This window comes from Roseomonas sp. 18066 (assembly GCF_902706185.1).
In the GTDB taxonomy this organism is placed as follows: Bacteria; Pseudomonadota; Alphaproteobacteria; order Acetobacterales; family Acetobacteraceae; genus Pseudoroseomonas.
This window is the reverse complement of sequence record NZ_CACSJM010000038.1, coordinates 1-24,776: the sequence shown is the minus strand read 5'-3', so window position 1 is coordinate 24,776 and position 24,776 is coordinate 1. Positions and strand designations below refer to the sequence as shown.

Sequence of the window (24,776 nt, the reverse complement as noted above, 5' to 3'; positions counted from 1 at the left end):
GGGCCTGGACCTCTCTCAGAAGGCGGCGGCGTAGAGGGCCAGGATCTGCTCCCGGCTCATCTCGCGCGGATTGTTGTCGAGCAGCCGGCGGATGGCATGCGCCTCGGTCGCCATGGTCTCGAGGTCGCCCTGCGGCACGCCCAGCGCCGACAGCCGCATCTCAATGCCGAGATCGGCACACAAGCGGTGGGTGGCGTCGCGCACGGTGGCCTCGTCGGAGGAGGCCGGCAGGCCCAGCGCCTCGAGCACCAGCGCAGTCTTCTCCGGCACCACCGGCGCGTTGAAGGCCAGGGTGTGCGGGAAGACCAGGGCGCAGGCCAGGCCATGCGGGATGTGGTGGCGGGTGCCCAGCGGATAGGCGACCGCATGGCCGGCGGTGGTGTTCACCGGGCCCAGGCAGAAGCCGCCATACATCGAGGCCAGCGCCAGGCCGGCACGCGCTTCGCGGTCGTTGCCGTCAGCCACCGCGCGCTTCAGGAAGCGGCCGACGAGACGAATGCCCTCCAGCGCATAGAGGTCGATCAGCGGATGCGCCTTCCTGCTGGTGAAGGCCTCGACGCAATGCGCCATGGCATCCACCCCGGTGGCCGCGGTGACGGCGGCCGGCACGGTCAGCGTCAGGTCGGGATCGACGATGGCGATATCGGCCAGCATGTGGCGGCTCTGCACCGCCGCCTTGTTCTGCGTCGCCGGATCGGTGACCAGGGACCGGGTGCCGCCCTCGCTGCCGGTGCCGGCGGTGGTCGGCACCTGGAACAGCGCGACGCTGCGGCCCTTGACCTTCTCGGGCCCGACGACCTCGGCGAAGGACTGGCCGCTGCCGGGCAGCACGGCGACCAGCTTGGCCAGGTCCATGGCGCTGCCGCCGCCGAAGCCGATGACGAGATCGGGCTTCACCTGCTCGGCGATTGCCAGGACCTTTTCCAGGTTCGGCAGGTCGGGCTCGGGCTTCACCTCGCCGAAGATGGTGACGGCGCCGGGCAGGTCGAGCAGGTCGACGCGCCCGGCATTGAAGGCGTCGGCCACCACCAGGATGCGGCTGTAGCCCCGCGCGCGCGCCCAATGGCCGGCTTTCGCCACCAGCCCGCTGCCGAATTCGATGATGGCGGGGCGGGCGATCTCGATGGGGGTGGTCAGGCCGGTCATGGCGGGCTCCGCGGGAAGGAAGGTCATGGGCTAGGGGCGCAGTCCGATGGCGCCGAGCGACAGGCGGGTCGCCGCCGACAGCTCGGCCACCACCGCCTGCAGCCGCGGCAGGCCGGCGGCGACGAAGCTTTCCAGCGGCGCGCGGCTGGCCTCGATGGTCAGGCTGATGCCGGCATAGGGCTGGCCCTCGGCGTCGAGGATCGGGGCGGCGACGGTGCGCAGCCCATAGGCGTTCTCGCCGTCGGAAATGGCGTAGCCCTGCGCCCGCACCGCATCGAGCCGCGCTAGCAGCGCGTCCATGTCTGTCAGTGTTCTTTCAGACAGTTTTACGCGGGCGCGCTGTTCCAAATGGGCGACCTGCTGGTCGCGGGGCAGGAAGCCCAGGATCGCGTGGCCCAGGGCGGTGGCATAGGCGCCGACGCGGGCGCCGGCCGGGCGCTGCACGCCATGCCGCTCCAGCCCATGCTGCACGCGGGCCAGGTAGATGACCTCGCCGCCCTCCAGCGCGCCGAGCGAGGCGGCATCGCCCAGCTCCGGCACCAGCTCGCGCAGCAACGGCCGGGCATGGTCCGGCAGCCCGCGCGCGGCCAGCGCCGAGAAGCCGAGCTCCAGGCATTTCAGCGTCAGGCGGAAGCGGCGGCTGGCGGGGACGGCGCGCAGGTAGCCCAGGTCTTCCAGCGTGTGCACCAGGCGGAAGGCGGTGCCGCGGTCGAGCTCGGCCCGCGCCGCGATCTCGGCCAGGGTCAGCTCGGGCAGGTCGGGGCCGAAGGCCTTCAGCACCGCGAAGACCTTGGCCGCGGACTGGACGACGTTCTTCGGATTGCCGGCGCCCTTGGGGGCCGGCGCCTCTGCCGTGGCGGGCGTCACCGTTTCCTCTGTCATGTTCGGTATCCGAACACTTGTTCGTTGAATCCGATCATCATGCCAGGGGCGCTCCGCTGTCAATTGCTTCCGCACGGCTCACAGCGAGCTGCCGCCGCAGATCACGATGTTCTGGCCGGTGATGGCCGCGGCCTCCGGCGACAGCAGGAAGCCGACGGTGGCCGCCACCTCCTCGGGGCGGATCAGCCGGCCGATCGGCGGCAGCTTCGGCACCGAATGCGCCCGCGCCGGGTCGCGCAGCATCGGCGTGTCGGTGGCCGCCGGCGAGACCAGGTTCACCGTGATGCCGCGCGGCGCCAGCTCGGCCGCCCAGGAGCGCGACAGCCCGGTCAGCGCCGACTTGCTGGCGGCATAGTGGCTGCGATTGGTGGCGCCGTTGGCGGTGCGGCTGCCCAGCAGCACGATGCGGCCGCCATCGGCCATGCCGGGGACAAGATGATCGGCGAGCAGGGCCGCGGCCTGGACATGCACCTGCCACATCATGGCGCCGCGGGCATGGTCCAGCGTGCCGAGCGGCTGGGCGCCCATCAGGCCGGCGGCATGCACCAGCGCCGTGGCGGACAGCCCGTCGATCGCTGCCGCCAGGCTGGCGGGATCGGCCAGGTCGGCCGGGCGATGGGCGAAGTTCTGGTCCGTGATCGCCGGCGCGCCGCGGCTGAGGCCGGTGACCTGCCAGCCCTCGGCCAGCAGGCGGCGGGCGATGGCCTCGCCGATGCCGGAGCTGGCGCCGGTGACCACGGCATGGCGCGGCCTGGGGGTGTCGCTGGGCATGGGTCGCGTTCCTTCCCTCGGGGGTTCCGAGCAAGGTCTAGAGATCGCAACAATAGTTCGCAATCCGAACCTTGGGGATTCTGGCCCCATCTCGCGCGGCGCGGCGCCCGGCTCTATCCTGGCGGCTGCCAAGAAGGGGGAGGCTGCGGATGGCCACGGCACTGGAAGAAGAGTTGATCGGGCGCTTCACGCGCTACCTGGCGGTGACCAGCCAGAGCGACGCCCGCGCCAAGGTGGTGCCCAGCACCCCGGGCCAGCGCCAGCTCGCCGCGCTGCTGCAGGCCGAGCTGCAGGCGCTGGGGCTGGCGGACATCCATCTCGACGAGCACAGCAACCTGACGGCGATGCTGCGCGGCACGGTGCCCGGCGCGCCCTGCATCGGCTTCGTCACGCATCTGGACACGGTGGATGTCGGCTTGTCGCCGGAGATCCACCCGCAGCGGCTGCGCTTCGACGGCCAGGACCTGCTGCTCAATGCCGCGAAGGACATCTGGCTGCGCGTCGCCGAGCATCCGGAAATCCTGCCCTATGCGGGGCAGGAGATCATCTTCGGCGACGGCACCAGCGTGCTCGGCGCCGACAACAAGGCCGCCGTCGCGGTGGTGATGACGCTGCTGGCGACGCTGGTGCGGGAACGGCCGCCGCATGGCGACATCGCCATCGCCTTCGTGCCCGACGAGGAGATCGGGCTGCGCGGCGCCAAGATCCTGCAGCTCGACCGCTTTCCGGCCGATTTCGCCTATACCATCGACTGCTGTGAGCGGGGCGAGGTCGTCTACGAGACCTTCAGCGCCGCCAGCGTCGCCATCGAGATCACCGGCGTCACCGCGCATCCGATGTCGGCCAAGGGCGTGCTGGTCAATCCGATCCTGGTGGCGAAGTCGCTGATGGAGCTGTTCGACCCGCTGCAGACGCCGGAGCAGACCGAGGGCCGCGAGGGCTATTGGTGGTTCAACGGCATCAGCGGCGACCAGGGCACGGTGCGGCTGGCCATGTCGATCCGCGACTTCGACGGCCTGCGCTTCGACCAGCGCAAGGCCTTCGTCGAGCAGGCGGTGGCCGAGATCCGCGAGCGCTTCCCGCGCGCCCGCATCGACTGCCGCATCGAGGAAAGCTACCGCAACATCGCCGAATCGCTCGGCAATGACCGGCGGCCGGTGCAGCTGATCCTGCAGGCGCTGGAGGAGCTCGGCATCGCGCCGAAGGTCATCCCGATGCGCGGCGGCACCGATGGCTCGGCGCTGTCGGCGCGCGGCATCCCGACGCCGAACTTCTTCACCGGCGCGCTGAACTTCCACTCGCGCTTCGAGTTCCTGCCGGTCGGCGCCTTCGCGGATTCCTTCCGCGTGGCGCAGCGGATCTGCGCCCTGGCCGCCAGCCCCGGCTGAGCCGCCGCCCCGCCGCCTTGATCCGGCGGCGGGGCGAAGCCTGATCAGTCTTCCGGCGGCATCGCCTTCTGCACGTCGGAATCGATGGCGGCGATGGCAGCGCGCATCGCCGCCATCAGCCGCGCCGCCTCGAGCGCGCTGAGCACGAGGAAGGGCGCCTCGGACTCTTCTTTCATCTCGATGACGACGAAGCCGTCGCGATTGGCGAAGGCCCGCAGCTCCCCATAGAAGGGATCGTCTTGCGGGTGGACCATTTCGGCCATGGCAGGGCTCCTGGAAAGCCTGTCGGCTGTAGCCGATCCGGCGGCCCCGGGCCAGCGGAAGCCGCCATCCCGGCCCGCCGGCCGGCCGGCCCAGCGTTCTTCCCGGGCCGGAATATTTCGCGCTTGACACCCCTGTCACGCCCATGTCGTCATTCAGACATGGAAACGTCGTGCATGTCCGTGAACGGCAGCAAGCCCCATGAGGGTGTGAAGTCGGCCGAGCGCGTGCTCGACCTGCTGGAATTCTTCGGCTGCGCCCGCCGCCCGCTGGCCTTGTTCGAGGTGACGCAGGAGCTGGGCATCCCGAAGAGCAGCGCGCTGGCTTTGCTGCGCACCCTGGCGATGCGCGGCTATGTCGCGCGCGACGCCGAGGACCGCTACGCCCTGGCGCATCCCTTCGGCCAGGAGGAGGGCGACTGGCTGGGCGGCCTGTCGCGCCAGGTCGCGGCCGTGGCCCGGCCGGTGATCGCGGCGCTGGTGGCGCGCACGCAGGAGACGGTCAATCTCGGCGTGCTGCTGAACAGCCTGTCGGTGCGGCTGCTGGTGCAGGTGCCGAGCCCGCGCGAGATCCGCTACGAGCCGGGATCGGCCGATTGCCCGGCCTATTGCACGGCGATGGGCCGCGTCCTGCTGGCGCATGCGCCGGAGGCCGTGGTCGACCGCTGCCTGGCGCCGCCGCTGGCCGCGCTGACCCCGGCGACCGAGACCGATCCGCGCCGCATCCGCGCCCTCATCGCCGCCGCCCGCGCCCAGGGCTTCGCCGAGATCGAGAGCGAATATGCCGAGGGCGGCGCCGGGGTCGCGGCCGCCGTCTTCGACCGCACCGGCCGGGCCGTCGCCGCGCTGAACCTGGCCAGCCTGACCGACCGCTTCCACCGCGAGCGCGCCGCCTATGCCGGCGCCGTGGTCGAGGCGGCCGCCGCCATCACCGCGCGGCTGGGCGGCGCCGCGCGCGCCCCGCTCGCCGTCGCCGCAGGGAGCTGACAGGTGGGCTATCGCATCGGCGTCGATATCGGCGGCACCTTCACCGACTTCTGCGTCTTCGACGAGGCCAGCCAGGCGCTGGCGACGCTGAAGGTGCTGTCGCGCCCCGACGCGCCGGGGGAGGAGGTGCTGCACGGGCTGCAGGAAATCGAGCGCCGCTTCGGCATGGCGCCCACCGAGGTCAGCTATTTCACCCATGGCTCCACCGTCGGCGTCAACGCCATCATCCAGGGCAAGGGCGCGAAGCTGGCGCTGCTGGTGACCGAGGGCTTCCGCGACGTGCTGGAGCTGGCGCGGCTGAAGATCCCCGACCCCTACCACCTGTTCTCGCGCCGCCCGGCGCCGCTGGTGCCGCGCGACCGCGTCATCGGCGTGCGCGAGCGGATGAACCCCGATGGCAGCACCGACACCGCGCCGGACGAGGACAGCCTGCGCGACGCGCTGGCCATCGCCGAGGCGCGCGGGGCGGAGGCCATCGTCATCGCCTTCCTGCATGCCTATGCCAATCCGGCGCATGAGCGGCAGGCGAGGGCCTTCCTGAACGGGCTGCGCCCCGACCTGCCGGTGTTCTGCTCGGCCGAGGTCTGGCCGATCGTGCGCGAATACGAGCGCAGCATCACCGCCTGCATCCATGGCGCCGTGCAGCCGCGCGTCGCGCATTACATCACCCGGCTGGAGCAGGCGCTGGCCGCCCGCGGCGTCCCGGTGGCGCCGATGATCACCAAGTCGAATGGCGGCGTGATGACGGCGGCCGCCGGCAAGACCCGCGGCATCGAGATGCTGCTGTCCGGCACCGCGGCGGGCGCCATCGGCGCCGGCTTCGTCGCCCGCCAGGCCGGCTTCCCGCGGGTGATGAGCCTCGATGTCGGCGGCACCAGCGCCGATGTCGCCCTGCTGCGCGACGGCATGCCGGATTTCCGCGCCGGCGAGCTGGTCGGCCAGTATCCGGTCTATCTGCCCACGGTCTCGGTCTCCTCGATCGGCGCCGGCGGCGGCTCGATCGCCGGGGTCGACGCCTTGGGCGTGCTGCGCGTCGGGCCGGACAGCGCCGGCTCGGTGCCGGGCCCGGCCTGCTATGGCCGCGGCGGCGTCCAGGCCACCATCACCGACGCCTTCGCGGTGAAGGGCGTGCTCGGCGCCGGCGAGCTCGGCTATGGCGCCGTGCGCATCCATCGCGACGCGGCCGTGGCGGCGCTGGAGGGCATCGGCGAGGCGCTGGGCCGCGACGGCGCCGCGGCGGCCGAGGCGGTGATCGCGCTGGCCGTCGCCAACATGTATCGTGAAGTCAGCCGGCTGTTCTCCCAGGTCGGCGAGGAGCCCAGCGGCTATGCCCTGCTGGCCTTCGGCGGCGCCGGGCCGATGCTGGGCTGCCTGCTGGCGGAGGAGCTCGGCATGGCCGCCGTCATCGTGCCGCGTACGCCGGGCGTGCTGGCGGCGCTGGGCGGGCTGCTGGCCGACCTGCGCTCCGATTTTCTCCGTGTTGTCTTCCTCGATGTCGCGGCCGCCGCGATGCCGGCCCTGGCCGAGGCCTATGACGGGCTGCTGACCGAGGCGCGTGCCTGGCTGCGGGACAGCCAGGGCCATCGCGGCGAGGCGCTGGTCACGGTGACCGCCGACATGCGCTATCGCGGCCAGTCCTATGAGATCGAGGTGCCGCTGGAGCCCGAATGGATCGCCGGCGGCGCGCATGCGCGGATGGCCGAAGCCTTCCACGCCCGCCATGCCGAGATCTACGGCCATGCCGATGCCAAGGCCGATGTGCATCTGGTCGCGCTGCGCGTCGTCATCGCCGGCGTCACGCCGAAGCCCGCGCTGCCCGCGGCCGGGCTGGTCGACAGCCAGCCGGCGCCGGAAGCCCTGGTGGCGGTGACGCATGGCGGCGGGCTGCTGCAGGCGTCGCTGTTCCGCCGCGACGCCCTGCCGCCCGGCGCGCGCTTCGCCGGGCCCGCGGTGGTCGTGCAGGACGACACCACCAGCTGGGTGCCGCCGGGCTTCGCCGGCAGCGTCGACGCCTATGGCAATCTGATCCTGCGGCGGGGGGAGGGGTGATGGACAGCCACCAGAAGACGGTGCTCGACCCCGTCACGCTGCAGATCCTGAAGAGCCATTTCGAGGCCGCGGCCGAGAGCATGGCCTATACCCTGCTGCGCACCGCCCATTCCGCCTTCGTCAAGGAGACCGAGGACTTCACCTCGGGCCTGACCACGCCGGATGGCCAGACCTTCGCCAGCCCGAAGGACCTCGGCGCCACCTGGTTCATCGGCCTCGACTATGCCGGGGCCATCGGCGCCTTCGACGAGTACCGGCCCGGCGACATCTGCATCACCAACGATCCCTATTCCGGCTTCGTCTGCACCCATGCGCCGGACATGCATCTGTGGATGCCGATCTTCGCCGGCGAGACGCTGGTCTGCTTCGCCGTCGGCCATATCCACAACACCGACATGGGTGGCGCCGTGCCGGCCTCGCTGTCGCGGGCGCTGACCGAGGTGCACCAGGAAGGCATCCGCATCCCGCCCAGCAAGCTGGTCTCGGCCGGGGTGATGGACGAGACGCTGCTGAAGGTGATGCTGCGCAACGTCCGCATGCCGGAGCAGAACTGGGGCGACCTGAAGGCGCAGATCGCCTCGCTGAAGACCGCCGAGCGCAAGATCCTCGAGGCCGTGGCCCGCTTCGGCACCGCGACGGTGATCGCCGGCATGCATGGCGTGCTGGACCTGGCCGAGCGCCAGGCGCGCCGCCTCTTCGCCTCGATCCCCGATGGCGACTATGGCTTCACCGACTATATCGACGAGGACAGCCCGGGCGGCGTGCCCTGCCGGCTGAAGCTGACCATCCGCATCGCCGGCGACGAGGCGGTCTTCGACTTCACCGGCTCCGACCCGCAGCTGCAATCGGCGCTGAACATGCCGACCGGCGGGCTGCCGCGGCATATCCTGCCGCTGGTCGGCTACAACTACGTGGTCTATTCGCTCGATCCCACGGTCGCGCTGAATGGCGGGCTGGCGCGGCCGGTGCGCTGCATCCTGCCCGAGGGCTCGGTGGTCAATCCGCAGCACCCGGCGGCCACCGGCATGCGCAGCCTGACCTGCGTGCGCATCCAGGGCATGGTGATCGGCGCCTTTTCCCGCGCGCTGCCGGACCGGCTGCCGGCCGGGCCCGCCGGCGGCGGCGGCATCCTGAACGTGCGCACCACCGATGCGCGGACCGGGCGGCTGGCCATGGCCTCGATCAACCCGATCACCGGCGGCGGCGGCGGCGCGGCGGAAGGCGACGGGCTCGACGGCTCCAACTCCTTCCTGAAGAACACCCCGGTCGAGATCACCGAGGCCGAGGTGCCGATCCGCGTGCTGTCCTACGGGCTGATGCCGGATAGCGGCGGCGCCGGCCATCACCGCGGCGGGCTGGGCACGCAGATGACCTTCCGCCTGGCGACGCCGAACAGCGTGGTCACCGCGCGCAACCGCGACCGCGTGCGCTTCTCCTCCTGGGGCGCGCAGGGCGGCGCGCCGGGGGCCACCTGCGGCTTCACCCGCAACCCCGGCACGCCGCGCGCCGAGGCGCTGGGCAACACCGATGTGGTGCGCTGCGCCCCGGGCGACGTGCTGAGCATTTCCGCCTCCGGCGCCGGCGGCTGGGGCGATCCTTTCACCCGGCCGCTGGCGGCCGTGCTGCAGGACGTGGCCGAGGGCAAGGTGACCGAGGCCGGCGCCCGCGCCTATGGCGTCGTCATCGCCGCGGGCGCGCTGGACGCGGCCGCGACCGGGGCGCTGCGCGCGACGCCGCGCCCGGAACCCCAGGCCATCCTGTTCGACGCCGCCCGCCAGGAATTCGAGAAGATCTGGTCGGAGGCGGCCTGGGACCGGCTGGCGGAACTGTTGTTCGCGCTGCCGGTGGAATGGCGCTTCTTCATGAAGCACGAGGTCTTCGCCGAGATGGCGGCGGATGCGCAGGCGCAGGCCGATCCGGTCGCCGCCATCGAGCGCGGCTTCGCCGCCGCCGCCGCGCGGCATCCGCAGATCGGCCCGGTGACGCGGAGGGACGCCGCATGAAGATCGATTTCGCCGGCCGCCCCGTGCTGGTCGCCGGCGCCGCGCGCGGCATCGGCCGCGGCATCGCGCTGGGCTTCGCCCAGGCGGGCGCCCGGGTCTTCGCCGCCGACCGGCTGCTGGCCGAGATGGCCGACCTGCCCGTCGAGGCCAGCCAGGTCGACCTGGTCGACCGCGCCGAGGTGCGCCGCTGGGTCGCGGGCGCCACCGCCGCCGCCGGCCAGGCGCCGGCCGCGCTGGTCTATGTGGCGGGCGGCGTGCTCGGCCAGTCGGCCAGGCCGGTGGAGGAGGTCGAGGAAGCCGATTGGCGCGGCATCGTCGACATCAACCTGACCGGCGCCTTCCTGGCCGCCCAGGCCGTGGTGCCGGGGATGAAGGCGCAGAAATCCGGACGGATCATCTTCATCGTCAGCGGCGCCGGGCTGCGCACCTCGCTGACCGGCATCCAGGCCTATGCCGCCGGCAAGGCGGGGGAGATCGGGCTGACCCGGCAGCTGGCGCAGGAGCTCGGCCCCTTCGGCATCACCGTCAACGGCCTGGCGCCGGGCTTCCAGCGCACCAGCCCGGATTACGAGCGGCAATGGGGCTCCTACAGCGAGGATCGCCAGGCGCGGCTGGTCGAGGGGGTGGCGATGCGCCGCCTCGGCACGCCGGACGACCTGGCGCATGCGGCGATCTTCCTGGCCTCCGACTTCGCCGGGATGATCACCGGCCAGACCATCTCCGTCTCGGGCAGTCCCTGAGGCCCGCACGACGCCCACCCCACCGCGCCAATCAAGGAGCAGAAGCCATGGCGACGACGCGTAGGACTGCCTTGAAGACCGCGCTGGCGGCGAGCGGAACGCTGCTGGCGGGCGCTGCCCCGGCCCGCGCCGCCCCGGCCAAGTTCGTCTATGCGAACAACAGCCCCTACGACAACATGGACCCGCACACCGTCTTCGACACGGCGCGCGCGGCGACCCGCTTCAACCTCTATGACGGGCTGTATCGCTGGGTCGACAACCCGCCGAAGATGATCCCCTGGCTGGCCGAGAGCCACACCGTCTCCGAGGACGGCAAGGTCTATACCTTCACCCTGCGCCAGGGCGCCAAGTTCCACGACGGCAAGCCGGTCACCGCCGAGGATGTGGTGTTTTCGCTGGAGCGCATCCTGGCGCTGAAGAAGGGGCCGGCCAGCCTCTATCTCGACGTGATCAAGCCGGGCAGCACCAAGGCGGTCGACGCCCGCACGGTGCAGTTCAACCTGACCCAGCCCTCGGCCATCTTCCTCGGCACCGTGCCCGACATCCTGGTCGTCAACAGCGAGCTGGTGAAGAAGAACGCCAAGGGCGACGACTGGGCCGAGCCCTGGCTGGCGCGCAACGAGGCCGGCAGCGGCTCCTACGCGCTGCGCCGTTACGACCCGGCGGTGGGCTGGAGCGCGCGCCGCTTCCGCGAGCATTTCGCCGGCTGGGGCGAGCGCGCCTTCGAGGAGGTCGAGTTCCGCACGGTGCTGGAGACCAACACCCGCGTGCTGGGCCTGCAGCGCGGCGACTACCAGGGCGTCGACGGCTACCTGCCCTATGACCAGATCCAGCGGCTGCGCGGCGCGCCCAACGTGCAGATCATCGAGCATGAATCGCTGCGCGTCTTCCAGTTCGCGCTGAACACCACGCGGGCGCCGCTGGACGACGTGCATTTCCGCCGCGCGCTGGCCTATGCCTTCGACTATGAGGGCTTCATCCGCGACATCATGCGCGGCTCGGTCGCGCGCAATCCGGGGCCCAATCCGAACCCGCTCTGGGGCTCGCCGGAGGGGCTGGCCGGCTACAGCTTCGACCTCGACAAGGCGCGGGAGGAGCTGAAGCAGGTCAAGGGCCCGCTGCGGCCGATCACCATCAACGCCCTGGCCGGCTTCTCGGAATCCGAGCAGGCGGCGGTGCTGTTCCAGAACACGCTGCGCCAGATCGGCGTCGAGGCGCGGGTCGAGGTCTCGCCCTGGTCGGTGGTCTCCAGCCGCATGCGCACCGCCGACACCCAGGCCGATCTGGTGCCGCTGTGGAAGAGCACCTACTACGTCGACCCCAACAACTGGGTCGGCGAGCTGGTCGGCTCGCGCTACCGCGGCACCCGCAGCTTCAGCTACTACTCGGACCCCGAGGTCGACGCCCTGCTCGACAAGGCGCTGCTCAGCAGCGACCAGGCGGAACGGCAGAAGCTCTATGCGGCGGTGACGCAGATCGTCAACGACCGTGCGATCGGCATCTTCATCTACAACACCAAGTGGTACGGCCCCTATGCCGCCGATGTCGAAGGCATCCGCTTCTCGCCGGTGAGCAACGGCCAGGACCTGCGCTGGGCGCAAGGCAAGGCATGAGGCCGCGGGGCAGCCCGGGCGCGGGGTCGGCATGGTCTGGCTGAACATCATCCTCAACCGGCTGGCCTGGCTGGTGCCGACCCTGCTCGGCCTGCTGCTGATCGTCTTCCTGCTGTCGCGGGTGGTGCCGATCGACCCCGCCAGGCTCGCCGCCGGCGACAACGCCTCGCCGGCGCAGGTCGAGGCGGTGCGCCAGCAGCTGGGCTTCGACCGGCCGCTGCCGGTGCAGTTCCTGCGCTATGTCGGCGACGTGGCGCGCGGCGATTTCGGCACCAGCCTGTTCACCCAGCAGCCGATCGTCGACGACCTGGCGGCGCGGCTGCCGGCGACGCTGGAGCTGACCATCGTCGCCATCCTGCTGGCCGCCGGCATCGGCATCCCGCTCGGCGTGGTCTGCGGGCTGCACCGCAATTCCTGGATCGACCACAGCTTGCGCATCGTCACCGTCTCCGGCCTCGCCGTCGCCTCCTTCTGGCTGGCGATGCAGTTCCAGTTCCTGTTCTCGATGAAGCTCGGCTGGCTGCCGCTTTCGGGGCGCATCGAGGGCTTCCCGCCGGAGGAGGTCACCGGCCTGGTCATCATCGACGCGCTGATCGAGGGCGATGGCGAGATCATCGGCTCGGCGCTGTCGCATATCGTGCTGCCGGCCATCACCCTGGCGCTGCCGGCGGCGGCGACGGTGGTGCGCTTCACCCGCAACGGCGTGCTCGGCGCCATCGGCTCGGCCTCGGTCGCCTACCAGACGGCGATGGGCTATCCGCGCCGGCTGATCGTCTGGAAATACGTGTTGCGCCAGGCGATCAGCGCCACGGTGACGCAGCTCGGCCTGATCTTCGGCATCCTGCTGGCCGGCGCCGTGGTGGTGGAGACGGTCTTCGACTGGCCCGGCATCGGCGCCTATGCGGTGCGCTCCATCCTGCAATCCGACTACAACGCGGTGATGGGCTTCACGCTGTGGACCGGCGCGATCTTCGTGCTGATCAACCTGCTGGTGGACCTGCTGCAGGCGGCGATCGATCCGCGGGGGGCGCGCTGATGCTGCGCCGCCTGGCCCGCGACCGCGCCGCCTTCCTTGGCGGGCTGCTGATCCTGGGGCTGATGCTGGTCGCGATCTTCGCGCCGATCCTGGCCCCGTACCCCGACGATGTCTGGCAGTTCCACACGCCGAACCGGCTGCTGCCGCCGGGGCCGGAACGGCTGTTCGGCACCGACCGCATGGGCAGCGACGTGTTCAGCCGCATGCTGTTCGGCGCCCGCATCACCCTGACCCTGTCCTTCATCGCGGTGGGCTCCGCCGTGCTGATCGGCGTGCCGATCGGGCTGGTCGCCGGCTACTGGGACACCTGGTTCAGCGAGCTGCTGATGCGGGTGGCCGAGATCTTCCTCGCCGTGCCGCAGATCGTGCTGGCCATCGCCATCGCGCAGACGCTGGGCCCGTCGATCGAGAATGTCATCCTGGCGCTGTCCATCACCTATTGGCCGTTCTGGGCGCGGCTGGTCTATGCGCAGACCCGCTCGATGCGGAACGAGGTCTTCGTCGAATCCGCCATCGCCCTCGGCGCCAAGCCCTGGCGGGTGATGCTGCTGCATATCCTGCCCAATATCGCCTCGCCGATCATCGTGCGCACCTCGATCGGCATGGGGGCCACCATCCTGACCGCGGCGACGCTGGGCTTCCTCGGCCTCGGCGCGCCGCCGCCGACGCCGGAATGGGGCCGCATGATCGCCGAAAGCCGGGAGTACCTGCCCGAGGCCTGGTGGTACGCCATGGCGCCGGGCCTGGCGATCTTCCTGACCGTGCTCGGCTTCAACCTGTTCGGCGACGGCCTGCGCGACATCCTCGACCCGCGCACGCGGCGCAGCGTCGGAGGCGGCCGTGGCTGACATCCTGACCGTCGAGAACCTGGCGCTGGGCTTCCGCACCGAGGGCGGGCTGGCCCGCGTGCTGGACTGCGTCAACCTCACCGTCCGCCCGGGCGAGATCGTCAGCCTGGTCGGCGAGAGCGGCTGCGGCAAGAGCACGCTGGCCAGCGCCATCCTGGGCACCCTGCCGCGCGGCCTGGCGGTGGTGGGGCAGGGCAGCGTGACGCTGGACGGCGCCGACATGCTGCGCGCCGGGGCGGCCGCCGGGAAGGTGCGCGGCCGCACCGTCACCTTCGTGCCGCAGGACCCTTTCGCCAGCTTCAACCCGCTGTTCCGCGTCGGCACCCAGATCATGGACCTGATGCGCTGGAAGTCGCCGCGCCGCCGCGAAGGCTCCTGGTTCTATTCGCCGCGCCGCCGCCGCGCCGACCGCGAGGCGGTGATCGCCATGCTGGAGGCGGTGCAGCTGCCGCAACCCGCGCGGCTGCTGCAGAAATACCCGCATGAGCTCTCGGGCGGGCAGCGGCAGCGGCTGATGATCGCCATGGCGCTGCTGCCGGAGCCGCGGCTGATCATCGCCGACGAGCCGACCACGGCGCTCGACGTCACCGTGCAGGCGCAAATCCTCGGCGTGCTGCGGCGGCTCGCGGTGCAGCGCGGCGTCGCCGTGCTGTTCACCACGCATGACCTCGGCGCCGCCTGGGAAATCTGCGACCGCGTCACCGTCATGTATGCCGGCCAGACCGCCGAGATCGCGCCGCGCGACAGCTTCTTCACCGCCCCGCATCACCCCTATACGCGGCTGCTGCTGCGCAGCCTGCCGGAGGAAGGGCGCGACCCGGTCGGCATCCCCGGCAGCGTGCCGAGCCCGTTGTCACCGCCGCTCGGCTGCCGCTTCCACCCGCGTTGCCCGCGCGCCGATGCGCGGTGCCAGGCCGAGCGCCCGGTGCTGCGCGGCGAGGCCGACCACCTGGCCGCCTGCCACCACCCTGTCCTTGCCGCGCAGGAGGCCCGCCTCGATGCCTGACCGTCCGCTGCTGGAGCTGCAGGGCCTGAAGCGGCATTTCCCGGTGCGCGGGCTGTTCAACCGCCGCGTCGGCACGCTGCGGGCGCTGGACGGCGTCGACCTGGCGGTGGCCCCGGGCGAGGTGCTGGGCATCGTCGGCGAGAGCGGCTGCGGCAAGTCGACGCTGGGCAAGACCATCATGGGCATCCATGCGCCGAGCGACGGCGCGGTGCTCTTCGACGGCGCCCAGGTGGCCGGCGGCGGCGTCCGCCGGCCGGACGGGCTGCGGGCTCAGCTGCAGTATGTCTACCAGGACCCCGGCGCCTCGCTGGACCCGAGCTGGACGCTGCGCCGCTCGCTGCACGAGCCGCTGGTGATCCACACGAAGCTGCGCCGCGCCGAGCGGGAAGCCCGCATCCAGGAGATCGTCGCCGCCGTGGGCCTGCCGGCCGCGCATCTCGACCTCTATCCGCACGAGATCAGCGGCGGGCAGCAGCGCCGTGTCGGCCTGGCGCGGATCCTGGTGCTGGGGCCGAAGCTGGTGATCCTGGACGAGCCGACCTCGGGCCTCGACGTCTCGGTGCAGGCGGCGGTGCTGGCGCTGTTCCGCGAGCTGCGCCAGGCCTTCGGCCTGACCTATCTGTTCATCAGCCATGACCTGGCCGTGGTGCGCTCGATGTGCCACCGGGTCGCCGTGATGTATCTCGGCCGCGTCGTCGAGATCGGCCCGGTCGCCGAGATTTTTGCCCGGCCGCGGCATCCCTATACCCAGGCGCTGCTCTCGGCGGCGCCGCGCATTGGCGGGCCGCGGGTGACCGAGAACTTCGCGCTGCAGGGCGAGCCGCCCGATCCGTCGCAGATGCCGGAAGGCTGCCGCTTCAGCGTCCGCTGCCGCTGGGCCGCGCCGCAATGCAAGGTGGAGCCGGCGCTGGAGGATGGCGTCGCCTGCTGGCGCTGGCGCGAGCTGGCGGCGGGGCTGGTCCCGGCCGCGGCGGAATAGGCGCCCGCCTGGGCCAGGCTACAAGCCTCGATGAGGGCGGGCGGTTCCGGGCAGAAAGATGCTGCGGCGCGCCGGTCGCCCTGGCATAACCGCGGCGCGATGAGACGGCATTCACCCCTGCGGCGGCGCGCCGCCCCCCTGCTGACCATGGCGGCCCTGCTCGGCCTGGGCGCCGGGCCAGCGCAGGCGCAGGCGCAGCGGGCCACCACCGCCTTCGCCGTCGGCGCCGTGGTGCCGTCGCCGTCCTGCGTCGCCGCGGTGACCCAGCGCGAGCGGCTGTCGGTGACCTGCTCCGGCACCGTGCCCTTCATCGCCCAGGCGGCGATGCTGTCGGGCAATGTCTCCTGGGACGGCATCGCGCCCAGCCTGTCGGTGTCGCTGCTGTCCGAGGCGGGGTCCGCCGTCATGCGCGAGGCCGCGCCGCATGCCGGGCTGAACGACGGCGTGCTGATCACGGTTATCTACTGACCGGCATCTGCTGATCGGCATTTGCTGCCCGGCATTTGCTGATCGGCATTTTGCTGACGGGGCGTGCGATCGCCTGAGACGGCATCGTCGACAGGCGTGACACACCCGCCCAGGCTAATAGGTCACGGTGACCTGCACCGTGTCCGTGTAGCTGCCGGGCGCCACGTTCTGCCCGGCCGGGATCCGGCCATAGACCGAGAAGCTGCGGCCGGAGCCCAGCAGGAACAGCGTCTCCGTCCCCGAGACCACGGCGGTGCCGCCGGTGCCGTCGCCCCAGATGCTGGCGCCGGCGCTGTCGCGGAACAGCTGGTAGGCCAGGTGGCTGGCGCCGCTGGCCATCCGCCGCGCCGCGTAGCTGCCGCCGCCGCCGGCCGAGAGGCGGATGCTGTAGCTCAGGTTCAGCCCGATCAGCGCGACGCAGGTCAGGCTGATGGTGCCGACCGAGGTGGTCGTCGCGGCCGCGCGCGGCGAGTAATTGCCGAAGGCCAGCGGCGTGGCGGCCAGGGTGCAGGCCGCCTGCGCCGCCGCGGGCAGCAGCAGCAGGCCGGCGACCGGCAGGCAGAATTTCAGCGGCATGGCAGGGGTCCGATCAGCGGCAGCTCGCCGGGGGTGGGGGCGAAGTCGAATTCGACGCGGCAGGTCTTTCCCTCCGGCAGGGTGACGCTCAGCCGGTTGCGCGGCTGCAGCTCGGTGACGAAGACCTCGCCGTCATAGCCGACCGGCAGCGGCGCGCCGCCCTCGGGCGTGGCGATGCTGCCCAGCGGCAGCGGCCGGCCGCCGGCATCCGACAGCCGCACCCGGGCCGCCGCGCTGCGGGTGACGGGGAAGCGCACGACGACGCCGGCGCGCTCGCGCGGGGTCACCATGCGGGTGGTGTCGCCCACCGAGGCGTCGGGCGGCAGGTTCTCCGGCGCGATGCCCAGGCGGTTGCCCTCATAGGCGCGCAGGTCCGGCACCAGCAGCCGGCCGCGCGCATCGGTGGTGCCGACGGGGCGGTTCTCCTGCACCACGCCGATGCCGGCCTGGCCGGTCTCGACCACGGCGAAGGCGTTCTGCACCGGGTTGGAGAAATACACCCCGCCGCCCAGCGTCGAGATGGCGCCGCGCGCCTCGCCCCGCAGCGCCGTCTCGCCGCCCAGCCGGTCGACGCCCCCCAGCACCCGCCCGGCGGCGCCGCGGTATTCGAGCTCGCCGAGATAGCGCGGGATGCCGCCCTCCGAGGCATAGCCGCGCCAGCCCAGGTCGCCATTGGCCACCGCCGCCTGCTGCGCCTGCAGCGCGCCATAGCTGCGCCCCTGGTCGAGCGAGGCGCTGGCCGCCCCGGTGGTGCGGTTGCCCAGCGCGAAGGACAGGCCCAGCAGAAAGCCCTCGCCGCTGTTGCCGGCCAGGTCGCTGAAGCCGGTGGCGTAGAAGCTGGTCCGCTCCGACAGGGAGCGGGTGTAGCTGACGGTGACGATCGAGGCATCGGGCAGCGTCAGCAGGTCGGCCCGCTGGCGCAGGCCGCGGCGCAGCCCGCCGTCGCGCTTGACCTCGGCATAGGCCATCGACAGCGAGCCGCCGAGGACCGGCACCGAGGCGCTGGCGCGCAGGATCCGCCGCGGATAGTCGGCGCCGTCCAGCGCCGCGACATCGGCATAGCCGGGGCTGGCCCAGGTGACCGAGGCGCCGAAGCTGAGGCCGAGCGTCACCCGCTCGAAGCCGGCGCCGAGCTGCCAGCCGGTCAGCGCCGCGCCATCCTCGGCCCGCGCCTGGCTGGCCGCGCCCGACAGCGAGACCGAGCCGATCGAGCCCACCCCGAGCACCGCGCCGGCGCCGGCCATCGCCAGCTCGGCGCCGCCCTCGGCATGGCCCTCCAGCGTCAGGGCGTTGGCCAGGCCGTAGCGCGCCGAGACGATGCCGACCGGCGGGCCGTAATCGTCGCTGACCAGGCCGTAGTTGCGGCGCACCCAGCCGAGCTCGGCCGAATAGGTCAGCAGCCCCGGCGCCAGCAGCGCGGTCGAGGCATAGAAGGGCAGGGTGCTGGTGGTCTCCCGCCCCAGCGCGTCGCGGACGCGGACGGCGACCTCGCCGGCGCCGGTGATCACCGGCAGCTGCCGCACCACGAAGGGGCCGGAGCCGGTCGAGGTGGACAGCTGCTGCACCCCGTTGACCAGCACGTCGACGGTCGACGGCACCGCCGCCGAGCCGGTCACCACCGGCACCGGGAAGGTCACCAGGTCGGGCCGCAGCCCGAAGTTGCGCGCCACCTGGAAGCCGCCCAGCCGCACCGGCCGGGTCCAGGACAGGCCGCCGCTGATCAGGTCGCCGGCCTGGTAGCGGCGCATCCGGTCCTCGTCGTCGCGGGTGAAGCTGGTGCCGAGGCGCACCACCGATTCCTGGCCGGCATAGGCGCTGCTATAGGCCAGCATGTCGGTGCTGAAGACGCCGAAGGGCCCGAAGACCCGGCCCTCGGCATAGCCGGCGCCGAGCGTGCGGCCGCGCGCCGCGGTGACGTTCAGGTCGTAGTTCAGCAGCGCGCCATAGCCGCTTTCCGATGCGGCCCGCTCGCCCGGACGCGCCGCGGCGCCGAGCTCGGCCGGCACCCGGCTGGCATCCTCGGCGGTGAAGAGGATGCGCGAATTGGCCTCGTCGAGGCGGAAGCGCAGCCCGGGCAGCCGGTCGAGCGGGATCATGGTGCGCGCCGGGATGCCGGGCGAGACGGCGATGCCCAGGCTGCGCAGGTCCTCGGCCCGGGCGCTGAGCACCCCGTCGCGGTCGGCGAAGGTGCCGATGGTGTTGGTGCTCTCCTCATTGACCACCACGTCGAGCAGCAGGCTGCGCTCGGCGGCTGGCGCCGGGCGTGTCAGCAGGGTGGCGGCCAGCGCCGCCAGCATGGCGTGCCGCGCCCCCACTGGCCTGCCTCGGGCACGCCCGCCTAAGGCCCGACCGGAAGGTCCACGGTGAAGCGGCCGGCCTCGCCGGTGCCGCTGGCCTGCACCGTGCTGCCCGGACGAAGCGCTGCGCCTCGGGCCAGCCAGCGGCGCTCCTGCCCGGGCAGCACATAGGGGTTCTCCGGCCCGGTCAGCGCCAGCGGCGCGCGACCGCCGGGCAGGGTCAGCGACAGCTGCGCCAGCTGCGCCCGCCGCGTGCCGCGATTGACCACGGTCAGCTCGCCGCCCGGGCGCAGCTGCCATTCGAGCTCGGCCCGGCCGCTGGCGACGGCCTGGGCGAAGACCGGGATGGACAGCCGCAGCGCGAAGCGGACCTGCTGGCCGGCATCGGTCGGCCCCGGGATCTGGTCGACCAGCAGGCGGAAGGCGGTCTCCCGCCCCTGGGCGGGCGCGCGCAGCACCATGCGCACCACCTGCGAGGCGCCCGGCGCCAGCTGGAACAGCGGCGGGCTGACCATCAGGTCCTGCGTCGGCGTCAGCTGGTCGGAGGTCGCGTCCTGGGTCCAGGCGAAGGCGCGCACCTGCACCGAGGTGGCCGTGGTGTCGCGGTTGGTGACGGTGATCACGCCCGCCTGCTGCCCCGGCGCCAGGTCGGCCGAGACCGGCGCGACCTCGATGGCGCCGGCCACGGCCGGGCGCGGCGCCCAGGCCAGGGCCACCAGGGCCAGGGCCGCCAGGGCCAGGGTCGCCAGGGCCAGGGCGCCCCCGGCCTCCAGCACTTGCCGGCGTTCGACCAGGGGGCGGGTGGCGGAGCCTGCGGGCATGACGGCCTCCCTTGTCTCAATAGGTCAGGGTGACGGTGACGGTGTCCGTGTAGCTGCCGGGCTGCGGCCGCTGGTTGGCCGGCACGCGGCCATAGACGGTGACGGCCTGGTTGGTGCCGGTGCCGGTGCCGGCCTGGGTGTCGGTGCCCGTGGTCTCGCCCCAGATCGCGGTGCGCGAGGCGTCGCGATACAGCGCGTAGTTCAGCACGGTCGAGGTGCCGGCGCTGGTCATGGCGCGCTGCGTCGCCGCCGTCGCGGTGCCGAGGTTGAGGGCGATGGTGTAGGGCGTGTTGGTGGTGCAGAGCACCGTCAGGGTGGAGGTCTGGTCGCTGGCCGCGGTCGGCGTGTAGTCGCCGAAGGCCAGGTTGGTCGCGGTGACGGCGCAGAGCTTCAGCACGGTCGCCGTGACCTGGAAGCTGGTGGTCGCGGTGGCGGTCTGCGCGGCGGCCGGCGGCGCGAGGGCCGTGGCCCCCAGCAGGCCGGCCAGGAGGGCGCCGGCCAGGCGAGGATATGCCAGGCAAGGATATGCCAGCCGGGGGGAGATCGTCCGGGCTGCAGGCTGATCGGCAGCGGAAAGGCGGGTCATGGCTCGCTCCTTCTGACGTGATCGCGGCAATCTGTGGTTGTGGAAAAAACGGATCGCAGCCTTCGAGTTGCGGAATCTCGCAGCCCGCGCAATGGGGGCGGCGCGGCCGGCAGCGAAGGCTTATCCGGTAATTTTCTTCCCCATGCGCCGTCAGAAAGAAATTTTCCTGCTGCGCAACATCGCTGCCACAGGAATGCGGTTTGTCGGGGAATTCCCACGGACATTCGCCGACAAATTCCGACATCACAACGATAACGGAGGGCGCGGTCCGGGCGCAGGGCCGCCGGCACGGCGACGCCACCGCCGCCGCGAGAAGGCCGGACGGCGGGCGGAGCTCTAGCCGGGCGGGCTGATCAGCGCCTTGATCCGGCTGGCCAGGCCTTCCATGGCGAAGGGCTTGGTCATCACATGCATCCCCGTGCCGAGCTGGCCATTGCCGAGCACGGCATTCTCCGCATAGCCGGTGATGAACAGCACCTTCAGCTCGGGCCGGGCCAGCCGCGCCGCATCGGCCATCTGCCGCCCGTTCATGCCGCCGGGCAGGCCGACATCGGTAACAAGCAGGTCGATCCGCGCGTCGCTGCGCAGGATGGCCAGGCCGGCAGCGCTGTCGGAGGCCTCCAGCGCGGCATAGCCGAGCTCCTCCAGCACCTCCATCACCAGCATCCGCACGGTGGGCTCGTCATCGACCACCAGCACCGTCTGGCCGGCATCGGCGCGGGGCGCCAGGCCGGGCGCCTCGGGCTCCTCCGCCAGCTCGGCATCGCCCAGGTAGCGCGGCAGATAGACCCGCATGGTGGTGCCCTGGCCGGGCTCGGAATAGATCTGCACCTGGCCGCCGGACTGCTTGGCGAAGCCATAGGTCATCGACAGGCCGAGCCCGGTGCCCTGGCCCTGCGGCTTGGTGGTGAAGAAGGGGTCGAAGGCGCGCGCCACCACCTCCGGCGACATCCCCGTGCCGGTGTCGGTGACGCTGACGGTGACATATTGCCCGGGCTGGGTGTCGCGCTCCCGCGCCGCGCGGGGGTCGAGCCAGGCATTGGCCGTCTCGATGGTCAGCCTGCCGCCGCGCGGCATGGCGTCGCGCGCATTGATGCAGAGGTTGAGCAGCACGTTCTCCAGCTGGTTGGGGTCGACCAGCGTCGGCCACAGCCCGCCGGCGGCGACCACCTCGAGATCGATGGCCGGGCCGGTGGTGCGGCGGATCAGCTCCTCCATCCCCGCCATCAGCCGGTTCACGTCGGTCGGCCGCGGGTCCAGCGTCTGCCGGCGCGAGAAGGCCAGCAGCCGGTGGGTCAGCGCCGCCGCCCGCCTGGCCGCGCCCTCGGCCACCGCGACATAGCGTTCCAGGTCCTTGACGCGACCTTGCGCGATGCGCGCCGTCAGCAGCTCCAGCGCGCCGGTGATGCCGGCCAGCAGGTTGTTGAAGTCATGCGCCAGCCCGCCGGTCAGCTGGCCGACCGCCTCCATCTTCTGGCTCTGCCGCAGCTGCTCCTCGGCATGCAGCAGCTCGGCGGTGCGTTCGGCGATGCGCTGCTCCAGCGTCTCGTTCAGCGCCCGCAGCGCGGCGGCGGCGCGGTCGCGCTCGGCCTCCACGGCGCGGCGATGCTCGACATCGATCAGCACGCCGGGGAAGCTCAGCGGCGTGCCGTCGGCGGCGCGGTCGACCCGGCCATTCGCCTCGATCCAGTAGTAGCGGCCGTCGGTGCGGCGGACGCGATACTGATGCGCATAGGCGCCGCCGCGGGCGATGGCGGCGCCGATCGCCTCCGCCAGCGCCACCTGGTCGTCCGGATGCACGGTGGCGACCACCTGCGCCAGGCTGAGGCCGATGCGGCCCATCGCCGGATCCAGGCCGAAGGTCTCGGCGAAGGCCTGGTCGACGGTGAAGCGGTCGTTCGGCAGGTCCCAGGACCAGGTGCCGATGATGGCGCCGGCGGCCAGCGCCAGCTGCACGCGCTGGATGTTCTCCCGCGCCAGGGCCTCGCTGGCGCGCAGCGCCGCCTCGGCCTGCTTGCGCGCGGTGACGTCGCGGAACAGCACCGAGACCTGCCGCTCGGCATGGTCCAGCCGCGCCGAAGACACCTCGATATGCCGCCCGGCCGTGGCGAAGTAGCGCTCGAAGCGGATCGGCACGCCGGTGCGCAGGACGCCGCCATAGAGCTCGAGCCAGCCCTCCGCCTCGTCGGGCGCCAGGTCGCGGAGCGTGCGGCCGACGATGCCGGTGATGCCGGTATGGCGCGCATAGCCGGCATTGGCCTCGACATGGACGTAATCGCTCAACGGGCCATGCGGGCCGTCGAAGAACTCGATGACGCAGAAGCCCTCATCCATGGTGTCGAACAGGGCGCGGTAGCGCGCCTCGCTCTCGCGCAGCGCCTGCTCGGCCGATTTGCGCGCGGTGATGTCGAGCACGGTGCCGATCAGCCGCTGCGGCCGGCCGGCCTCGAAATGCGTCTCGCCCTGGGCGGCGACCCAGCGCTCGACACCGTCCGTCAGGCCGATGGTGCGGTATTCGGCGGCGAAGCTGCCGGAGCCGGCCGGGTCCAGCGAGCGCTGCACGGCGGCATCCGCCCGCGCCCGGTCCTCCGGGTGCAGCCCGGCCAGGAAGCTGCCGGCATAGCTGACCGGCGCCCCCGGGGGCAGGCCGAACAGGGCGCGGCAGCGGTCGTCCCAGGTCAGCGCCTCCTCGGCGACGCGGTAGTCGAAGGTGCCGATGCCGGCGCCGGTCGCCGCCAGCCGCAGCCGGTCGGCCTGCTCGCGCAGCGCGGCATCGGCCTGGCGCCGGGCGCTCTGGTCCAGCATGGCGCCGATCATGCGCAGCGGCTGCCCCGCGGCGTCGCGGATCACATAGCCGCGGTCCAGCACCTCGGCATGGCTGCCATCGGCGCGGCGGAAGCGATACTCCTCCGACCAGCTGGTGCCGCCGCCATCGATCACCGCATGGATGCTGCGATCGATGCGGCCGCGGTCGTCGGGGTGGATCTGCGCGATCCACCAGTCGCCGGTCGGCTCCACCTGGTCCGGCGCATGGCCATAGGCGGTCTCCAGCGCCTCGTTCCACAGCACGCTGTTGCGCGCCAGGTCCCAGTCCCAGATCGCGTCGTTGGTGGCGCGCGAGGCCAGGCGATAGCGCTCGCTCACCGCCCGCAGCGAGGCCGCCGCCTCATGCTGGCCGGTGCGGTCGCGCAGCAGCTTGACGAAGCCCAGCGCCTCGCCCTGCTCGCCGCGCAGCGGGGTCATGCTGCCGCTGGCCCAGAAGCGCTGTCCGTCCTGGCGCTGGTGCCAGCGCTCATCCTCGCCGCGGCCGCTGGCCAGCGCCTCGCGCATCTCGCTGGCGGGGCGGCCGGCGGCCTGGTCCTCGGCGGTGAAGATGCGGCTGGCCGGCTGGCCCAGCATCTCCGCCTCGCGCCAGCCCAGCACCTGCTCGGCGCCGCGGCTCCAGCGGGTGACGTGGCCGTCGAGGTCGGTGGCGATGATGGCGAAGTCGCCGGCGCTGTCGAGGATCTGCCGGTTCCGCGCGGCGGCGCTGCGCTGCGCCGCCAGCGCCCGGCGCAGCTCCATCTGGCTCATCACCTGCCGCGCCAGGGTGCGCAGCCCGAAGCGCTGCCGCTCGGTCAGCCCGGCCGGCCGCGGCGCGGTGTCGAGCACGCAGAGGGTGCCGAGCGGCAGGCCCTCGGCGCTGCGCAGCAGCTCGCCGGCATAGAAGCGCAGGCCAGCCTCGGCCTCGACCAGCGGGTTGCAGGCGAAGCGCGGGTCGTCGCGCAGGTCGGGGATGATCAGCTCGCCCTCGCTCAGCAGCAGCCGGGCGCAGATGGCATTGTCCAGCGGCATCTCGCGCAGGCCGAGGCCGAGCTCCGCCTTGAACCATTGCCGGTCGGCGGCGATCAGGTTGACCGCCGCGATCGGCACCTCCAGCAGATCCGCCGTCATGCGGACCAGGTCGTCGAATTCCTGCTCCGGCGGGGTGCCGAGGATGCCGTAGCCGTCGAGGGCGGCCAGCCGCTCGGCCTCGCTCCAGGCGCCGGCCATGCCTTGTTGGGGCATTCCCTGTTCCGGCATGGCGGTCAGGCCCCGGCCGGCCGGCGGCGGGCCGGCATGGTGCGGGCCGGCATGCTGCGGGCCGGCATGCTGCTGGGAGGCTGGCGGCGGGGAGGGAGCAGGGTCGTCGCGGCGGTCATCGGATCGGGGCAGGCCTCGGGCGCCTGGCGAGGGCGCTTTGCGGGAGGGCGGGAAGGTCGGGCACCCTCTTAACGCGGCTTGGCCCGTTTCGTCAGTTTCCGAAATGTCACGGTGGTGCCAGGACAGGTGGTGCGGGGG

General features: G+C 72.2%; 20 protein-coding genes. 11 read left to right on the top strand and 9 right to left on the bottom strand.

Annotated elements, in window-relative coordinates; genetic code table 11:
- Positions 1-15: 15 nt before the first annotated feature.
- From GVN67_RS10205 to GVN67_RS10195, 3 genes are all read right to left on the bottom strand, one after another.
- Positions 16-1,146: an iron-containing alcohol dehydrogenase gene (locus tag GVN67_RS10205; RefSeq protein WP_159995451.1), complete on the bottom strand. Its 1,131-nt coding sequence runs from the start codon at positions 1,144-1,146 to the stop codon at positions 16-18.
- 30 nt (positions 1,147-1,176) lie between these two features.
- Positions 1,177-2,028, bottom strand: coding sequence for an IclR family transcriptional regulator (locus GVN67_RS10200; protein WP_159995449.1), 852 nt, complete (start codon positions 2,026-2,028; stop codon positions 1,177-1,179).
- Positions 2,029-2,106: 78 nt separating this feature from the next.
- Positions 2,107-2,799 (bottom strand): SDR family NAD(P)-dependent oxidoreductase, encoded by a 693-nt coding sequence (locus tag GVN67_RS10195; protein ID WP_159995447.1) that lies wholly within the window; start codon positions 2,797-2,799, stop codon positions 2,107-2,109.
- A 149-nt stretch (positions 2,800-2,948) separates the two neighbouring features.
- Here GVN67_RS10195 and pepT point away from each other — a divergent pair, with 149 nt between their 5' ends.
- Positions 2,949-4,187, top strand: a complete 1,239-nt coding sequence (gene pepT / locus GVN67_RS10190; protein ID WP_159995445.1) for a peptidase T — start codon at positions 2,949-2,951, stop codon at positions 4,185-4,187.
- Between the two features lie 44 nt (positions 4,188-4,231).
- Here pepT and GVN67_RS10185 read toward each other — a convergent pair whose 3' ends face one another.
- Positions 4,232-4,450 (bottom strand): hypothetical protein, encoded by a 219-nt coding sequence (locus tag GVN67_RS10185; RefSeq protein ID WP_159995443.1) that lies wholly within the window; start codon positions 4,448-4,450, stop codon positions 4,232-4,234.
- Between the two features lie 174 nt (positions 4,451-4,624).
- Between GVN67_RS10185 and GVN67_RS10180 the strand changes: the two genes are divergently transcribed.
- The 10 genes from GVN67_RS10180 to GVN67_RS10135 all read left to right on the top strand — a co-directional run bounded on the left by GVN67_RS10180 (position 4,625) and on the right by GVN67_RS10135 (position 16,176).
- Positions 4,625-5,434, top strand: coding sequence for an IclR family transcriptional regulator (locus GVN67_RS10180; RefSeq protein ID WP_159995441.1), 810 nt, complete (start codon positions 4,625-4,627; stop codon positions 5,432-5,434).
- Between the two features lie 3 nt (positions 5,435-5,437).
- Positions 5,438-7,483: a hydantoinase/oxoprolinase family protein gene (locus tag GVN67_RS10175; protein ID WP_159995439.1), complete on the top strand. Its 2,046-nt coding sequence runs from the start codon at positions 5,438-5,440 to the stop codon at positions 7,481-7,483.
- Positions 7,483-9,486 (top strand): hydantoinase B/oxoprolinase family protein, encoded by a 2,004-nt coding sequence (locus GVN67_RS10170; RefSeq protein ID WP_159995437.1) that lies wholly within the window; start codon positions 7,483-7,485, stop codon positions 9,484-9,486. The genes GVN67_RS10175 and GVN67_RS10170 overlap by 1 nt, the downstream gene beginning before the upstream one ends.
- The gene (locus GVN67_RS10165) at positions 9,483-10,226 is read left to right on the top strand and encodes an SDR family NAD(P)-dependent oxidoreductase (RefSeq protein WP_159995435.1); all 744 of its coding nucleotides are present in this window, start codon (positions 9,483-9,485) and stop codon (positions 10,224-10,226) included. Before GVN67_RS10170 ends, GVN67_RS10165 begins: the two co-directional genes overlap by 4 nt.
- A 47-nt stretch (positions 10,227-10,273) precedes the next feature.
- Positions 10,274-11,839 carry an ABC transporter substrate-binding protein gene (locus tag GVN67_RS10160; RefSeq protein ID WP_159995433.1) on the top strand — a complete coding sequence of 522 codons (1,566 nt, stop codon included), beginning with the start codon at positions 10,274-10,276 and terminating at the stop codon, positions 11,837-11,839.
- Positions 11,840-11,870: 31 nt separating this feature from the next.
- Positions 11,871-12,875, top strand: coding sequence for an ABC transporter permease (locus GVN67_RS10155; RefSeq protein WP_159995431.1), 1,005 nt, complete (start codon positions 11,871-11,873; stop codon positions 12,873-12,875).
- Positions 12,875-13,723 (top strand): ABC transporter permease, encoded by an 849-nt coding sequence (locus GVN67_RS10150; RefSeq protein ID WP_159995429.1) that lies wholly within the window; start codon positions 12,875-12,877, stop codon positions 13,721-13,723. Before GVN67_RS10155 ends, GVN67_RS10150 begins: the two co-directional genes overlap by 1 nt.
- Positions 13,716-14,729, top strand: a complete 1,014-nt coding sequence (locus GVN67_RS10145; RefSeq protein ID WP_159995427.1) for an ABC transporter ATP-binding protein — start codon at positions 13,716-13,718, stop codon at positions 14,727-14,729. Before GVN67_RS10150 ends, GVN67_RS10145 begins: the two co-directional genes overlap by 8 nt.
- On the top strand, positions 14,722-15,708 hold the full coding sequence (locus GVN67_RS10140) for an ABC transporter ATP-binding protein (RefSeq protein ID WP_159995425.1): 987 nt from the start codon (positions 14,722-14,724) through the stop codon (positions 15,706-15,708). Before GVN67_RS10145 ends, GVN67_RS10140 begins: the two co-directional genes overlap by 8 nt.
- Before the next feature lie 99 nt (positions 15,709-15,807).
- A complete protein-coding gene (locus GVN67_RS10135) occupies positions 15,808-16,176 on the top strand; it encodes a hypothetical protein (protein ID WP_159995423.1) in 369 nt (122 codons plus the stop codon).
- A gap of 114 nt (positions 16,177-16,290) precedes the next feature.
- Here GVN67_RS10135 and GVN67_RS10130 read toward each other — a convergent pair whose 3' ends face one another.
- The 5 genes from GVN67_RS10130 to GVN67_RS10110 form a co-directional block, all read right to left on the bottom strand.
- Entirely contained in the window at positions 16,291-16,752 is a 462-nt protein-coding gene (locus tag GVN67_RS10130) for a spore coat U domain-containing protein (protein WP_200845213.1), read from the bottom strand.
- Positions 16,743-19,049 (bottom strand): fimbria/pilus outer membrane usher protein, encoded by a 2,307-nt coding sequence (locus GVN67_RS10125; RefSeq protein ID WP_159995421.1) that lies wholly within the window; start codon positions 19,047-19,049, stop codon positions 16,743-16,745. The genes GVN67_RS10130 and GVN67_RS10125 overlap by 10 nt, the downstream gene beginning before the upstream one ends.
- A 41-nt stretch (positions 19,050-19,090) precedes the next feature.
- A complete protein-coding gene (locus tag GVN67_RS10120; protein ID WP_159995419.1) occupies positions 19,091-19,870 on the bottom strand; it encodes a molecular chaperone in 780 nt (259 codons plus the stop codon).
- 16 nt (positions 19,871-19,886) lie between these two features.
- Complete coding sequence (locus GVN67_RS10115; protein ID WP_159995417.1) at positions 19,887-20,456, bottom strand: spore coat U domain-containing protein; 570 nt, start codon at positions 20,454-20,456, stop codon at positions 19,887-19,889.
- A 336-nt stretch (positions 20,457-20,792) separates the two neighbouring features.
- On the bottom strand, positions 20,793-24,503 hold the full coding sequence (locus tag GVN67_RS10110) for a PAS domain-containing protein (protein ID WP_159995415.1): 3,711 nt from the start codon (positions 24,501-24,503) through the stop codon (positions 20,793-20,795).
- Positions 24,504-24,776: the final 273 nt, after the last annotated feature.

Bases quoted from the DNA above. Each gene is read 5' to 3' on its own strand.
- GVN67_RS10205 (WP_159995451.1), bottom strand. From the start codon at position 1,146: ATGACCGGCCTGACCACCCCCATCGAGATCGCCCGCCCCGCCATCATC.
- GVN67_RS10200 (WP_159995449.1), bottom strand. From the start codon at position 2,028: ATGACAGAGGAAACGGTGACGCCCGCCACGGCAGAGGCGCCGGCCCCC.
- GVN67_RS10195 (WP_159995447.1), bottom strand. From the start codon at position 2,799: ATGCCCAGCGACACCCCCAGGCCGCGCCATGCCGTGGTCACCGGCGCC.
- pepT (WP_159995445.1), top strand. From the start codon at position 2,949: ATGGCCACGGCACTGGAAGAAGAGTTGATCGGGCGCTTCACGCGCTAC.
- GVN67_RS10185 (WP_159995443.1), bottom strand. From the start codon at position 4,450: ATGGCCGAAATGGTCCACCCGCAAGACGATCCCTTCTATGGGGAGCTG.
- GVN67_RS10180 (WP_159995441.1), top strand. From the start codon at position 4,625: ATGTCCGTGAACGGCAGCAAGCCCCATGAGGGTGTGAAGTCGGCCGAG.
- GVN67_RS10170 (WP_159995437.1), top strand. From the start codon at position 7,483: ATGGACAGCCACCAGAAGACGGTGCTCGACCCCGTCACGCTGCAGATC.
- GVN67_RS10165 (WP_159995435.1), top strand. From the start codon at position 9,483: ATGAAGATCGATTTCGCCGGCCGCCCCGTGCTGGTCGCCGGCGCCGCG.
- GVN67_RS10160 (WP_159995433.1), top strand. From the start codon at position 10,274: ATGGCGACGACGCGTAGGACTGCCTTGAAGACCGCGCTGGCGGCGAGC.
- GVN67_RS10155 (WP_159995431.1), top strand. From the start codon at position 11,871: ATGGTCTGGCTGAACATCATCCTCAACCGGCTGGCCTGGCTGGTGCCG.
- GVN67_RS10150 (WP_159995429.1), top strand. From the start codon at position 12,875: ATGCTGCGCCGCCTGGCCCGCGACCGCGCCGCCTTCCTTGGCGGGCTG.
- GVN67_RS10140 (WP_159995425.1), top strand. From the start codon at position 14,722: ATGCCTGACCGTCCGCTGCTGGAGCTGCAGGGCCTGAAGCGGCATTTC.
- GVN67_RS10135 (WP_159995423.1), top strand. From the start codon at position 15,808: ATGAGACGGCATTCACCCCTGCGGCGGCGCGCCGCCCCCCTGCTGACC.
- GVN67_RS10130 (WP_200845213.1), bottom strand. From the start codon at position 16,752: ATGCCGCTGAAATTCTGCCTGCCGGTCGCCGGCCTGCTGCTGCTGCCC.
- GVN67_RS10125 (WP_159995421.1), bottom strand. From the start codon at position 19,049: ATGCTGGCGGCGCTGGCCGCCACCCTGCTGACACGCCCGGCGCCAGCC.
- GVN67_RS10120 (WP_159995419.1), bottom strand. From the start codon at position 19,870: ATGCCCGCAGGCTCCGCCACCCGCCCCCTGGTCGAACGCCGGCAAGTG.
- GVN67_RS10115 (WP_159995417.1), bottom strand. From the start codon at position 20,456: ATGACCCGCCTTTCCGCTGCCGATCAGCCTGCAGCCCGGACGATCTCC.
- GVN67_RS10110 (WP_159995415.1), bottom strand. From the start codon at position 24,503: ATGCCCCAACAAGGCATGGCCGGCGCCTGGAGCGAGGCCGAGCGGCTG.